Raw genomic sequence first — 13,054 nt, forward strand, 5'->3', positions numbered from 1 at the left:
TAAGAACTGGCCGGCCTGCGGCGGGCCCGGACGACGACCGGCGGCGTTGCGGTGTCGTCCGGATACAACACCGGTATCCGGACGAAACCGCACCTTGCCGGATCGCCGCCCGGACTCCGCCTCGGCTCGACCGCCCTTTTGAAACAGGCCCTGGGCACGGGACGGAATTGACAGTGAGCCGGCGGTCGGAGCAGGGTTGAGGGGGTGACAACGATGTCAACGGGCAAACGGGATGATGTTCCTCATGATCCTTCTTGCGCCGTACCCCTTCGGTCGACCAGCTCCGGGCGTACCGTTAGCGGGTTTGCCGGCGCGGACCCGGTCCGTCCGCCGATCCTTGCCGTATGCCCCTTCGCTCCTCGACGGTGACCAGCTGAGATGACCGACGCGCCCCGCTCCGACGCCGAACCGACCCCTGCCCCGGCAGGGGTGCCCGACCTGCCTGACCTGGACGGGTTCCTCGCCGACCAGACCCGCACGCTGCTCGACACGGCCCGCCGCTCGGTCCGACCCGAGGGCGGCTTCTGGTGGCTGACCGACGACCGCACCCCGGACCGGGGCGAAGCCGTCTACACCTGGATCACCTGCCGGATGACCCACGTGGCCGCGCTCGCCCACCGCAACGGCGACCCGGATGCCGCCGCCATCGTCGACCACGGCATCGCCGCGCTCGACACGCTGCTGCGCGACGACCGGGACGGCGGCTGGTTCAACGCGGTGGACCAGCAGGGCACCCCGATCGACGAGCGCAAGGCCGGGTACGACCACGCGTTCGTGCTGCTCGCCGCGTCGAGCGCCGCGCGGGCTGGGCGCCCCGGCGCGGACCGCCTGCTCGCCGACGCGCTCAGCGTGGTCCTGAACCGGTTCTGGGACGACGAGGCGGGCGCGGTCCGCGAGTCGTGGAACCGCGACTGGACGGTCACCGAGGACTACCGGGGCGCGAACAGCAGCATGCACATGGTCGAGGCGTTCCTCGCCGCTGCCGCCGCCACCGGGGACACGAGCTGGACCGACCGGGCGCTGCGGATCGCCACCCACCTGGTGCACACCGAGGCCGCCCGGCACGACTGGCGGCTGCCCGAGCACTTCACGACCGACTGGACGCCGCTGCTCGACTACAACCGCGACCAGCCCGCCGACCCGTTCCGGCCGTACGGCTCGACGATGGGCCACTGGCTGGAATGGGCCCGTCTGCTGCTCGAACTGGAAGCCGTCCTGCCGCAGCCGCCGGGCTGGCTGCTCGCCGACGCCCGTACCCTCTTCGCCGCCGCCCTGCGACGTGGCTGGGCGGTCGACGGCGCGGACGGCTTCGTCTACACGATCGACTGGGACGACCGGCCCGTGGTCCGCTCCCGGATGCACTGGGTGCTGGCCGAGGCCATCGGCGCGGCGGTCACCCTGCACCGCCGCACCGGGGACGCCGTCTACGCCGACTGGTACCGGGTCTTCTGGGCGTACGCGCGCCGCTACCTGATCGACGGCACCGGCTGGCGGCACGAGCTGGACCCGCGGAACCTGCCCGCCGACACGGTCTGGCACGGTCGACCCGACGTGTACCACGCGTACCAGGCGGTGCTGCTGTCCCGCTCGGCCGACGGCCTCGGTGGCCCCGGCCCGCTCGCCCCCGGCACGGTGACCGCATGATCGTCGTGGCGGGGGAGGCCCTCATCGACCTGGTGGTGACCGCCGACGGGCAACGGGCGGTCCCGGGCGGGTCGCCGGCGAACGTGGCGGTCACCCTGGCCCGGCTCGACCAGCCGGTACGGCTGCTGGCCCGCCTCGGCCCCGACGAGTACGGCCGGCAGATCGCCGACTACCTGGCGGCCAACCAGGTGGACCTGCGCTGGGCCGTCCACGCGTCCGAGCCCACTTCGGTGGCGGTCGCCACCCTGGACGCCACCGGCCAGGCCAGTTACGAGTTCCGGCTCGACGGTGCCGCGGACTGGCAGTGGACGCCGGAGGAACTGCCCGACCTCGCCGGCTCCTCGGCGACGGCCCTGCACACCGGGTCGCTCGCCCTCGCGCTCGCCCCCGGCGCGCAGGCGCTGGAGGGGCTGCTCGCCCGCGAACGTGACCGTGGCGGGCTGACCCTCTCGATCGATCTCAACCTGCGACCGAGCATCGTCACCGACCGGACCGCCGAGCAGGAGCGGGTACGCCGGCAGGTGCCCCTCGCGCACCTGGTCAAGGCCAGCGACGAGGACCTGGCCTGGCTCTATCCGGACCGGTCGATCGCCGACGTGATGGCCGAGTGGCGCGAGGCCGGAGTGTCCTGCGCGGTGGTGACCCGCGGCGGTGAGGGCGTGTGGCTGCTCGCCCCGAACGGGGTGCTACACGAGCAGCCGGCCGTACGCACCACGGTGGTGGACACCGTCGGTGCGGGCGACTCGTTCACCGGTGGCCTGCTCGCCGCCCTGGCCGACATTGACGCGCTCGGCGACCGGCCGACCGAACGGCTCGCCGCGGTGACCGAACAGCAGTGGACGACAGTGCTGCGCCAAGCGGCGACCGTCGCGGCCCTGACCTGCGCCCGCCGAGGCGCCAACCCCCCAACCCAAGCCGAACTAAAAGCCCGCCTAACCACAACAACCTGACCCACCCCACCCCACCCCCGCCCCGCCCCCGCCCGGGGCCGCCCCGCCCCCGCCCGGGTCGATCATGGACTTGTGGTGGGCGTTCCGTGGTTGTTTGCGGCATACGCGAGGCACCACAAGTCCGTGATCGCCGTGGGCACCACCCCTGAACCTGCGCGATCTTGCACTTTCTGTCCCGGCGAAACGGTCGAATCCGCGCAAGGCGGCGACAGAAAGTGCAAGATCGGCGGGCGCGGGGGCGGGGGCGGGCGCGGCGCGGGGTTGGGGAGGCCTGGGTGTTGGAGCGGGTGGGCGGGACTGTCGTTGACGGTGGGGAGTCGTCGCCGGCGCTGCGTTCGAAGAGGCGCTCGGTGGCCAGGCGGGCCAGCGCGCGGCAGCCCGCGTACTCCGTTCAAGCGGCGCCGCTCCTACCAAACCTGGTGACCGCGGGTGAGCAGGACCTGGTGACCGCGGGTGAGCAGGCGCAATGGCGCCGTGTGCGGAGCTGCGGCGGGCACTGATTCGGGTGGGCCCGTTTCGTGTTGAACCTTCGTTGTGGACGCGCCGTTGGGGAGCTAGACAGCGACCGCCCGCACGAGAGGACCAGAAGCATGCCCCGACGACCTGGACCCGCCCCCGCCTATACGCCGATGGCCTACCAGCAGATCATCGACAACCCGGGCCTCGCCGATACCAGCCTCGCGCTGAGCTGGGCACACAGGTCGGGCCGACTTGCGCGTGGTACCAGTAGCCCCGGTCAGTTGAGCCGGGGAGTGTTGGGTGACTTTGCCCAGTCGCACGGGCTCCCCGCCGGCTACTACACACTCGAGTCAGATGGCGCGAAGTATTTCCTGGGGAAGCATCCTGACCTTGCCCCCGGCGGTGCCGACCCGAGGGCCGCGGCAGCTCAGCGAATCGACCCGCCCGCCCGCTGGACGCGAGTGTTCACCCCGGCGGCCTATCAGGCGGTCATCGACAACCCGGGCATCGCCGACGCCCGCATCGTGGTGGCCTGGACCCATGCGACAGGCCGGTTGGGGCGTACCGCCACCAGCCTCGCTGGCATGAGCCCGGGAGTGTTGGATGACTTTGCCCGGTCGCACGGGCTTCCCGCCGGGTACTACACGGCTGAGCAGCTTGGCAGGAGCTGTCTCCTGGCGAACCATCCTGATCTTGCCCCCGGCGGTGCCGACCCGAGGGCCGCGGCAGCTCAGCGAATCGACCCGCCCGCCGGCTGGCCCCCGCGACTGTTCGTACCGGTGGCCTACCAGGAGGTCATCGACAACCCCGCCATCGTCGATCACTCACTCATCGCGGCCTGGGCTGGCGCCACCGGCCGACTCGCCAATCCCAACGCCAGCGTTCTGAGCCTGGCGGTGGTGAACGATTTCACCGATGCCCACGGACTGCCCAGACGGTCGTTCATCCTGAACGTATACGGCAACAGCTCCGTCCTGCAGCCGAACCCCGACCGCTTGCCCCCGAGGGGCGACCCGGAGATCGCGGCACCCGGCAGGATCCCACTGCCCGAGGGATGGCGCCCGAGGGTGCCCGTCGAGGCGTACGAGAACGAACAGGTCATCCACCCGCCACAGCGGCTGCCCGACCCAGGCAGCCCCGCCCGTTCCTACTCGGCGCCCTCCGCGCAGTACGCCCACGACGCAGCACCCCCGTACTACGCAGGTCCACCCGCCACCGGATCAGACCTGATATTCCAGAACACCAACCTTTATTCGGTCGCGGCTCAGTCATCATTCACACCCCAGGACCCCTACCCCTTGCCCGAGGTCAGTCAGTACCCGGCTCAATACGACACGACCGCGTCCTACGGCGTCAACCAGCCGACCCTTTACGCGCCCAATTACGGGTCCACCTACACCCAATACGCCGACAGCGCAGGTCCCGCCTACAACCCCGCCGGCCCAAGCTACGCCCCCACCGCCGCCACACCGACCATCCAGTACGGCAACAGCAACGTCGACCAGCAAGCCATCAGCTACACAACGGCACAGATGAACTCCATGAGTATCACCACCAGTTGGCAACCCGACGCGGCACGCATCCCATCGTCAGGAGCCCCGACGTACTACCAGGCCGACAACAGCGTCATCGAAAGCAGATCACCGACTCCTGAGCCGCGCCCCAGGAAACAGCGCCGACGCGCTTGACGGCCTGTCTTCATCGGGTTCTGCGTGCTCCGGTGGGTCAGGGACCGGGTCGCCACCGACACTCATGCGGAACTTCGTGCCCTCACCAACCGTGCCGGCCCACACCCTAAAGTCCATGATCGCCGTGGCCGTCACCCCGAGACCTCCGCGATCTTGCACTTCCTGTCACGACGAAACGGTCGGACCCGCGCAAAACGACAACAGAAACTGCAAGATCGGCGGGCAGGGGGCAGGGGGCAGGGGGCAGGGGGCAGGGGGCAGGGGGCAGGGGGCGGCCCGAGAACTAGAGGAGGCCTCGGGGTAGGAGGCGGGTGGGGAGGACTGTCGTTGTTGGTGGGGAGTCGTCGCCGGCGATGCGGTGGAACAGGCGCTCGGTGGCTACCCGGGCCAGTTCCCGGGTGTCGTAGGCGACGACCGTGAACGGCCTGGGCATGAGGTGGGCCAGCTCGAAGTCGTCGAACCCGACGAGCGACGCGTCGCTACCCCGGCGGTGCAACTCCTGCAACGCGCCGACCGTCAGCCGGTTGTTGCCGCAGAAGAAGGCGGTGGGCGGGTTCGGGGAGTCGAGCAGCGCGGCGACCGCCCGCCCGGCGTCCTCGGGGGCGATCAGGTGGTCGCGTACCAGGGAGTCGTCCGGCTCGACCCCGGCGGCCGCCAGCGCCGTCCGCGCGCCGACCAGCCGCTCGCGCATGGTGGGCACGCTCGGCGCGCCGAGCAGGAGAGCCACCCTCCGGTGCCCCTCGTCGAGCAGGGACTCGACCCCGGACCGGCCGCCGCCGGAGTTGTCCAACAGCACGGTGTCGGCGAGCAGACCCTGCGGTGGCCGGTCCACGAAGACCACCGGCATGCCCAGCTCGACCTCGCGGCGCAGGAACGAGTGGTCCGGGCCGGCCGGCACGACCAGCAGCCCGTCGACGCGGCGCTGGGTGAAGTCCTGCAGGACGGCGCGTTCGCGCTCCGGGTCCTCCTCGGAGGAGGCGGTGATCAGCATCGTGCCGTGCGCGGCGGCGATCTCGGCGGCCACGCTCGCGATCGTGGCGTAGAACGGGTTGGCGATCTCCTCGATCAACAGCCCGACGGTGGCGTTGAGCTGCCGCGAGCGCAGGTTGCGCGCGATGTCGTTGCGCCGGAAACCCAACTCGGTGATGGCGGCCAGCACCCGGCCGAGCAGTTCCTGACCCACCGGCTCGTCGTTGACCACCCGGGAGACCGTCTTCAGGCTTACTCCGGCGTGCCGCGCGACATCGACCATGGTCGGTCGTCGGCGCGCGGCGGACCTGGTCGGGGTCTGGGTCACGGGGTGGACCTCCACGGCGGGCGCGGGTCAGCGATCGAGAGCGGCGAGCGCGTCGACCGCCTTGCGGGCGGCGATCAGCACCGGATCCCAGACCGGCGCGTACGGCGGAGCGTAGCCCAGGTCCAGTGCGGTCATGTCGTCCACGGTCATGCCATTCCACAACGCGACGGCCAGAGTGTCGATCCGCTTGGCCGCCTCGGACCAGCCGACGATCTGCGCGCCGAGCAGACGGCCGCTGGGTCGTTCCGCGATCAGCTTGACGGTCATCGGCCGGGCACCCGGGTAGTAGCCGGCCCGGCTGGTCGATTCCGCGATCACCGAGACGAAGTCGAAGCCGGCCGCCGAGGCGTCCCGCTCCCGCAGGCCCGTGCGACCGACCTCCAGTTCGCAGACCTTGGTCACGGCCGTGCCGATCACGCCGGTGAAGGTGGCGTACCCGCCGCCGATGTTGATGCCGGCCACCCGGCCCTGCTTGTTGGCGTGGGTGCCCAACGGGATGTACACCGGCATCCCGCTGACCCGGTGCAGGGTCTCCACGCAGTCGCCGGCCGCCCAGACCCCCGGGAAGCCGGGGACCCGCATCCGCCGGTCCACCCGGATCGCGCCGGTCGGCCCGAGCGGCAGCCCGGCGGCCTCCGCGAGCCCGACGTTGGGGCGTACCCCGAGACCCAGGACCACGACGTCGGTCGGAATCGGCCCCTCGGCGGTGACCACGGCGGACACCCGGCCGTCCCGCTGTTCGAGGCCGGTCACCGGCAGGCCGGCGCGGATGGTGATGCCGAGGCCACGCATGGCATCGGCGACGAGTTCGGCCATGTCGGCGTCGACCGTCGACATGGGTTGCTCGGCCTGCTCGACGAGCGTCACCGACAGGCCGCGCTGGATCATCGCCTCGGCCATCTCGACGCCGATGTAGCCGCCGCCCACCACCACCGCCCGGCGCGGCTGCGGCTCGGCGTCCAGCCAGTCGCGCAGCGCCGCGCCGTCGTCGAGGGTCTGCACCCCGAACACGCCGGCCACGTCCGACTGCGCCCACGGGGGCTTGGTCGGTGTCGCGCCGGCGGCGTACATCAGCTCGTCGAAGCGTTCGGTGACCTCGCGGCCGTGGTCCAGGTCCCGGGCGACCACCTCGCGCCGTTCGAGGTCGATGGCCGTCACCTCGTGGCGCAACCGCACGTCGATGTCGAACTTCGTGCGGAACGTCTCCGGCGCGCGGGCGATCAGGTCGTCCGGGCCGGGCACCAGCCCCGAGATCCAGTACGGGATGCCGCAGGCCGAGTAGGAGGTGAAATGTCCCCGCTCGAAGACCACGATCTCCAGGTCGTCCCGGTCGCGGCGGCGGCGTGCCTGGGACGCCGCCGACATGCCGGCGGCGTCCCCGCCGATGACGATCAGTCGTTGCGCCACAGGATCATCCTGTCATGCGGGCGCTCAACCGCGGGTCTGTCGCGCCACGTCCTGCACGACGTCGACGAGCCGTCCGGTACGGGCGTACACGGCGCGCTGCCGGGCCGCGCCGGTGCCGTGGCGGCGTAGCCCACCCAGCAGGTCGGACACCTCGGCCCAGTCGCCGTGCCGCTCCAGCGCCGGCCGCAGCCGTTCCACGAACTCGTCCAGCAACTCCCACGCGGGACGCAACTCGCCGGTGGTGACGTCGACGCCCTCGCCCTCCAGGCCGTCGTGGGCGGCCCGCCAGTGCGCGCCGACCAGCAGGTGGTGGTCGGTCCGCAACGCGGGGCGGCCGGCCTCGACGTCGTCCATGGCGGTGGCCACCAGGGCCCGGACCAGCGCGGCGACCAGCACCGCGTCGTCCACGGTCGGGCAGACGTCGCCGATGCGCAGCTCGACGGTCGGGTACTTCGCCGACAGCCGGGCGTACCAGTAGAGCATCCCCTCGTCGAGCATCACCCCGCTGGCGATCAACTGGCGGATGAGCCGCTGGTAGTGCTCGTGCGACTCCAGGAAGGGCGTCGGCGCGACCGACGGCCAGCGCTCCCACTCCACCGACCGCCAGCTCGCGTAGCCGGTGTCCTCGCCACGGGAGAACGGCGAGTTGGTGGTGACGGCGTGCAGCGTCGGCAGCCACGGCCGGACGTGGTTGAGCACCTGCACGCCGGTCTCCGGATCGGGGACACCCACGTGCACGTGCATGCCGTTGTTACCGGGACCGGGTACGAGCAGCCGGAACCGTTCGATCATCCGGTCGAAACGGGGCTTGTCGACGACCGGGGGCACCGGGCCGTCCACCGGACCGGTGCCGATGGCGAGCAGCCGTACGCCGGCCCGCTCGGCCGCGTCGGCAAGGGCCTTACGGAGTACGCCGAGGGAGTGCCGGATCGAGGACAGCTCCAGCCCGGGCGGCGAGCCGATCTCGATCTGGCTGGTCTGGAACTCGCGCTCGACCTGACCGCGTAGCTCCGCCGGGACCTGTTCCAGCACGAGGTCCACGGCGGGCACCGCGGCGCCGGTGTGTGGGTCGACGAGCAGGAACTCCTCCTCGACGCCAACGGTGAGCACCTCGGTCCCCGCGGTCGTCCCGTGCGCCTCCGCCACCTGCCCGGTCATCGCGCACCACCGTCCGTTTCTGCCGCCCGCGGTCCGTCCGCGCCGGTCGGACGTTTGGTTACCCAGGGTGGTAACGCCCGGAAACGTGGTGACGGCACGGCGTCTCCGGCGTGTCGCCGGACCATCGGCGATCCGGCCGGGGGACGTGACACCGGGTCCTATGCTGAGCCCGTGCCGGTGCTGCTGGGATTCCTCTGGGCCACGTGGATGTCCGCGTTCGCCCAGCTCGGCATGCTCGCCGACCGTCCGGCCGACCTGCTCGCCGGGGCCGCGCTGACCGCCCTGGTCCTCGTCGCCGCGCTGCTCGCCGCGCGCCCGCTCGGCCCGTCCCGCGCACCCGGTGTCGCGCGACGCTGGGCCGGGCTGCGTGCCCGGGCCCGCAGCCGCCGGACACCCCGCCAGATCGATCCGGACGCCGCCGGACGACCCCGCCCCCGCGCACCCGGACGCCCCCGCGCCGCGTAGCAACACCTCGCCGCGCGGCCGATCCCACCGTCATTGGTCCTAGGTGCCGTCCACGACGGCTCCAGGACCCACCGGAATCGGACCGAGGGGTTTCCCATGCTCTCCTTCGCACCGCTGCACACCGTCGTCGGCGTCGCCGGCAGCGCTTTGTCCTGGCTCACCGACCTGCTCGAACCGCTGGCCGACGGCACGGCGACCGTCGCCGCCATCGTGCTGCTCACCGTCGCCGTCCGGCTGCTGATCACACCGTTGACCGTCGCGCAGGTCCGCGGGGAGCGACGCCGCGCCGCGCTCGCCCCGCAGGTCCGCGAGCTACAGCAGCGGTACGCCGACGACCCGGCGACCCTCCAGCGCGAGGTGTTCGCGCTGTACCGCACGGCCGGCGCGAACCCGGTCGCCGGCTGCCTGCCGCTGCTGATCCAGGCGCCGTTCCTGCTGGTCCTGTACCGGCTGTTCGCCACCGACGAGGGCGGCACGGGACTGCTCGACGAGCGGCTGGCCGGCGTACCGCTGGGTCACCACCTCAGCGACGGGTTGGCCGGCGCGGCCGGACCGCTCTTCGCCGGCCTGCTGGTCCTGCTGCTGGCGCTGGCCTGGTGGTCGTCACGCCGGGCGCGACGTGCGTCGGCGGCGGTCGGCACGGTGGCCGGTACGCCCACCGAGGGGCCGGGGGCGGCCACCCTCGGTCGGCTGCTGCCTCTGCTGCCGTTCACGACCGTGGTGGTGGCGTTGGTGCTGCCGCTCGCCGCCGTGATCTACCTGGTGACGACGACGGCCTGGTCGGCGCTGGAGCAGGTGGTGCTGCGCCGGCCGCAGGCAGCGCCGGCACCCGCCGCAGGGCATCAGGTGCCCTGATCGCGGCGCGGACGCGGATCAGCGACCGGCGGTCACCGACCGCCGGTCGTCGCGTTGCCGGCGGCGGCGGATCTTGCGGGCCACCCAGCTGACTACCATGACGACGAAGACCGCGCCGATTGCGTAGTTGAACCAGTCGCTGTACCGCTCGACGTTCTGCCACCGGCTGCCCAGCGCGTAACCGGACCCGACGATGAGGGCGTTCCACACGCCGCTGCCGATGGTGGTGAGCAGGACGAACTCGCCCAGCGGCATCCGGTTGGCCCCGGCCGGGACGGAGACCAGGCTGCGGACCACCGGCACCACCCGGCCGATCAGCACCGCCCACCGGCCGTGCCGCTCGAACCAGCGGTCGGCCCTCTCCAGGTCGTCGCGGTCCACCAGCGGGATGCGGTCCAGCCAGCGCTTGAGCCGTTCCTCGCCGAGCGCCGCGCCGAGCCAGTAGAGCACCAGCGCGCCGACCAGTGAGCCGACCGTCGCGGCGACAATGACGAGGACGACGTTGAACCGACCCTCGTGGGCGAGGAAACCCGCCATCGCCAGCACGATCTCGCTGGGGATCGGCGGGACGATGCTCTCCAACGCGACCAGCAGGGCCACGCCGACCGGACCCATCGCCTCGATGACGGACGCCACCCACCCGGTCAGGCCGGTGAACTCGGAGGGGTCACCAGTCTGGGCGTACGCCATTGGTCATCCTTCCGACGGGCCTACGGGGGGATCGGGTTGTCATACCCAATGATCGGCGCGGCACACCTGCGGGTGATCCGCGCCACGGACGGGCTCAGCCCTCCGGGTGCAGCGCGGTGTCGGCCGGGCCCTGCCGCCAGGCGGTGAACGCCACCGTGAGGCCGCCGCGCGTCGGCGCGCAGCAGAACGGGCCGGCCATCGCCTCGGCCTCCGGGTCCAGCGGGGCGAGTCGGACCAGCCGCCACGGCGCGTCGGTCACCCGCGCCCGTACGGTCAGCGCGTCACCGGCCCGACTGACCCGGACCGTCACCTCCTGACCCGCCCAGCCCGGCACCGGGGCCACCGACCAGTCGGAGAACTCCCGGGTCACCACGGCACCGAGCTGCGACTCGCCGTCGCTCACCTCGACACCCGCCTTGACCCACGTCCGCTCGTCCACCCGGACCAGCACGCCGGCCTGGTCGAACTGCGCGGAGAAGTCGAGCCGGAAGCTCACCTCCATGGCCGCGCCGACGGGTAGCGGCGCGAGCAGCGCCGGCCCGTTGTCGTGGACGAAGCCGTAGCTGGTCCGCCGCCAGAAGTCGGTCTCCGCCCCGGCTTCGACGACCAGCTCACCGGTCGGACCGTGTCCGGCGCGCACCGGCGGGTGCAGCCACCGGCCCCGGGACCAGTCCAACTCATCGCTCGGCGGTACGAGGTCGGTCTCCATGCCGGGCAGGGTACCGACCGCAGCCGCCCCGGCAGGTTTGCCGCGGAGATCAACTGGAGAGATTTTCGCGGCATGGGTGACCGTTGGTACTCCGAAGCCGTCGTCTACTGCCTCGACATCGACACGTACGCCGACTCCGACGGCGACGGTGTGGGCGACATCCGTGGTCTGATCGGCCGGTTGGACTACCTGGCCCGGCTGGGCGTGACGTGCCTGTGGCTGCACCCGATCCACCCGTCGCCGAACCGCGACGACGGGTACGACGTCACCGACTTCTACAACGTCGACCCCCGCTTCGGCACCCTCGGTGACTTCGCCGAACTGCTGCACCAGGCGCAGAACCGGGGCATCCGCGTGATCATCGACCTGGTGGTCAACCACACCTCGGACGAGCACCCCTGGTTCCAGTCCGCCCGTTCCTCGCCCGACTCGCCGTACCGGGACTGGTTCGTCTGGTCCGACACCGAGCCGGACGACCGCCACCAGGGCATGGTCTTCCCCGGGGAGCAGAAGGAGACGTGGAGCTACGACCGCACCGCGAAGGCGTGGTTCTACCACCGCTTCTACAAGTTCCAGCCGGACCTGAACTTCGCCAACCCGGAGGTCCGGGCCGAGGTTAAGAAGATCATGTCGTTCTGGCTCCAGCTCGGAGTCTCCGGCTTCCGGATGGACGCGGTGCCGTTCATCATCGAGCTGACCGAGCCGGGCAACCCGGACTCCCCAAAGGACTTCGAGTTCCTCACCGAGATGCGCCAGCACGTGCAGTGGCGGCGCGGGGACGCCGTCCTGCTCGCCGAGGCGAACGTCGAACCGGACCAGCTTCCGACGTTCTTCGGCGACGCCGGCGGATCCGGCAACCGCATCCACATGCTCTTCGACTTCATGCTCAACGGCCGGCTCATGCTCGCCCTCGCGCGGCAGGACCCGGAGTCGCTGATCGAGGCGTTGCGTGACACGCCGAAGCTCCCGGTCGGTGGGCAGTGGGCCACCTTCCTGCGCAACCACGACGAGATCGACCTGTCCCGGTTGACGACCGAACAGCGCAACCAGGTGTACGCCGAGTTCGGCCCGGACGAGAACATGCGCATCTACGACCGGGGCATCCGCCGTCGGCTCGCCCCGATGCTCGGCAACGACCGGCGGCGCATCGAGCTGGCGTACGCCCTGCAGTTCTCCCTGCGCGGCACTCCGGTGCTGCGCTACGGCGAGGAGATCGGGATGGGCGAGGACCTGTCGCTGCCCGGTCGGGAGGCGATCCGTACGCCGATGCAGTGGTCGTACAAGCCGAATGCCGGCTTCTCCACCGCGGATACGGAGAAGCTGGTCCGCCCGGTGATCGACAAGGGTGAGTTCGGTTACCAGAACGTCAACGTCACCGCCCAGCGTGGCGACCCGAAGTCGCTGCTCGCCTGGTTCGAGCGCATGATCCGTACCCTTCGGGAGGCCCCCGAGATCGGCTCCGGCTCCACCACACACATCGACGTGGCGATGCCGCCCGGGGTGCTGGCGCACCGCGCGGACGGGCCGACCGGCACGATGGTCTTCCTGCACAACCTGGGTACCGACGACGTCGAGGTGGACCTGAGCAGCCTCGAGGCGGAAGCCGACCTGCCGATCGACGTGCTCACTGACCGTGGTTACGGCGAGCTGGGCAAGCTCGGCGCGGTGAAGGTCTCCGGGTACGGATACCGGTGGATTCGCCTATGCCGGGGTCGGGGGTTCTGAGGCTAAG

11 protein-coding genes are annotated in these 13,054 nt (G+C 71.3%); 6 read left to right on the forward strand and 5 right to left on the reverse strand.

What is annotated here, in order from left to right; genetic code table 11:
- Positions 1 to 378: 378 nt before the first annotated feature.
- From AB0I89_RS30645 to AB0I89_RS30655, 3 genes are all read left to right on the forward strand, one after another.
- A complete protein-coding gene (locus AB0I89_RS30645; RefSeq protein ID WP_357133852.1) occupies positions 379 to 1,644 on the forward strand; it encodes an AGE family epimerase/isomerase in 1,266 nt (421 codons plus the stop codon).
- Positions 1,641 to 2,594 (forward strand): carbohydrate kinase, encoded by a 954-nt coding sequence (locus tag AB0I89_RS30650; RefSeq protein ID WP_357133855.1) that lies wholly within the window; start codon positions 1,641 to 1,643, stop codon positions 2,592 to 2,594. Before AB0I89_RS30645 ends, AB0I89_RS30650 begins: the two co-directional genes overlap by 4 nt.
- 629 nt (positions 2,595 to 3,223) lie before the next feature.
- Positions 3,224 to 4,741, forward strand: a complete 1,518-nt coding sequence (locus AB0I89_RS30655; RefSeq protein WP_357133858.1) for a hypothetical protein — start codon at positions 3,224 to 3,226, stop codon at positions 4,739 to 4,741.
- Between the two features lie 283 nt (positions 4,742 to 5,024).
- On the opposite strand, the gene AB0I89_RS30660 is transcribed toward AB0I89_RS30655, so the two are convergent.
- The 3 genes from AB0I89_RS30660 to AB0I89_RS30670 all read right to left on the reverse strand — a co-directional run bounded on the left by AB0I89_RS30660 (position 5,025) and on the right by AB0I89_RS30670 (position 8,603).
- On the reverse strand, positions 5,025 to 5,993 hold the full coding sequence (locus AB0I89_RS30660; RefSeq protein WP_357134028.1) for a LacI family DNA-binding transcriptional regulator: 969 nt from the start codon (positions 5,991 to 5,993) through the stop codon (positions 5,025 to 5,027).
- 72 nt (positions 5,994 to 6,065) lie between these two features.
- Positions 6,066 to 7,445: an FAD-dependent oxidoreductase gene (locus tag AB0I89_RS30665; protein ID WP_357133861.1), complete on the reverse strand. Its 1,380-nt coding sequence runs from the start codon at positions 7,443 to 7,445 to the stop codon at positions 6,066 to 6,068.
- A 24-nt stretch (positions 7,446 to 7,469) separates the two neighbouring features.
- Positions 7,470 to 8,603 carry a glutamate--cysteine ligase gene (locus AB0I89_RS30670; RefSeq protein ID WP_357133864.1) on the reverse strand — a complete coding sequence of 378 codons (1,134 nt, stop codon included), beginning with the start codon at positions 8,601 to 8,603 and terminating at the stop codon, positions 7,470 to 7,472.
- 171 nt (positions 8,604 to 8,774) lie between these two features.
- Between AB0I89_RS30670 and AB0I89_RS30675 the strand changes: the two genes are divergently transcribed.
- Together AB0I89_RS30675 and yidC are read left to right on the forward strand one after the other, a co-directional pair.
- Positions 8,775 to 9,068 (forward strand): DUF6412 domain-containing protein, encoded by a 294-nt coding sequence (locus AB0I89_RS30675; protein ID WP_357133867.1) that lies wholly within the window; start codon positions 8,775 to 8,777, stop codon positions 9,066 to 9,068.
- Positions 9,069 to 9,164: 96 nt separating this feature from the next.
- Entirely contained in the window at positions 9,165 to 9,923 is a 759-nt protein-coding gene (yidC, locus tag AB0I89_RS30680) for a membrane protein insertase YidC (RefSeq protein ID WP_357133870.1), read from the forward strand.
- A gap of 18 nt (positions 9,924 to 9,941) precedes the next feature.
- On the opposite strand, the gene AB0I89_RS30685 is transcribed toward yidC, so the two are convergent.
- Both AB0I89_RS30685 and AB0I89_RS30690 read right to left on the reverse strand, forming a co-directional pair.
- A complete protein-coding gene (locus AB0I89_RS30685) occupies positions 9,942 to 10,613 on the reverse strand; it encodes a DedA family protein (protein ID WP_357133873.1) in 672 nt (223 codons plus the stop codon).
- Positions 10,614 to 10,707: 94 nt separating this feature from the next.
- Entirely contained in the window at positions 10,708 to 11,322 is a 615-nt protein-coding gene (locus AB0I89_RS30690) for a DUF1349 domain-containing protein (RefSeq protein ID WP_357133876.1), read from the reverse strand.
- A 72-nt stretch (positions 11,323 to 11,394) separates the two neighbouring features.
- On the opposite strand from AB0I89_RS30690, the gene AB0I89_RS30695 reads away from it, so the two are divergent.
- The gene (locus AB0I89_RS30695; RefSeq protein ID WP_357133879.1) at positions 11,395 to 13,047 is read left to right on the forward strand and encodes an alpha-amylase family protein; all 1,653 of its coding nucleotides are present in this window, start codon (positions 11,395 to 11,397) and stop codon (positions 13,045 to 13,047) included.
- Positions 13,048 to 13,054: the final 7 nt, after the last annotated feature.

The sequence above is a fragment of the Micromonospora sp. NPDC049801 genome, assembly GCF_040656575.1.
Taxonomy (GTDB): Bacteria; Actinomycetota; Actinomycetes; order Mycobacteriales; family Micromonosporaceae; genus Micromonospora.

Excerpts from the sequence above, each read along its gene's own strand:
- AB0I89_RS30645 (WP_357133852.1), top strand. The coding sequence starts at position 379 with ATGACCGACGCGCCCCGCTCCGACGCCGAACCGACCCCTGCCCCGGCA.
- AB0I89_RS30650 (WP_357133855.1), top strand. The coding sequence starts at position 1,641 with ATGATCGTCGTGGCGGGGGAGGCCCTCATCGACCTGGTGGTGACCGCC.
- AB0I89_RS30655 (WP_357133858.1), top strand. The coding sequence starts at position 3,224 with ATGGCCTACCAGCAGATCATCGACAACCCGGGCCTCGCCGATACCAGC.
- AB0I89_RS30660 (WP_357134028.1), bottom strand. The coding sequence starts at position 5,993 with ATGGTCGATGTCGCGCGGCACGCCGGAGTAAGCCTGAAGACGGTCTCC.
- AB0I89_RS30670 (WP_357133864.1), bottom strand. The coding sequence starts at position 8,603 with ATGACCGGGCAGGTGGCGGAGGCGCACGGGACGACCGCGGGGACCGAG.
- yidC (WP_357133870.1), top strand. The coding sequence starts at position 9,165 with ATGCTCTCCTTCGCACCGCTGCACACCGTCGTCGGCGTCGCCGGCAGC.
- AB0I89_RS30685 (WP_357133873.1), bottom strand. The coding sequence starts at position 10,613 with ATGGCGTACGCCCAGACTGGTGACCCCTCCGAGTTCACCGGCCTGACC.
- AB0I89_RS30690 (WP_357133876.1), bottom strand. The coding sequence starts at position 11,322 with ATGGAGACCGACCTCGTACCGCCGAGCGATGAGTTGGACTGGTCCCGG.
- AB0I89_RS30695 (WP_357133879.1), top strand. The coding sequence starts at position 11,395 with ATGGGTGACCGTTGGTACTCCGAAGCCGTCGTCTACTGCCTCGACATC.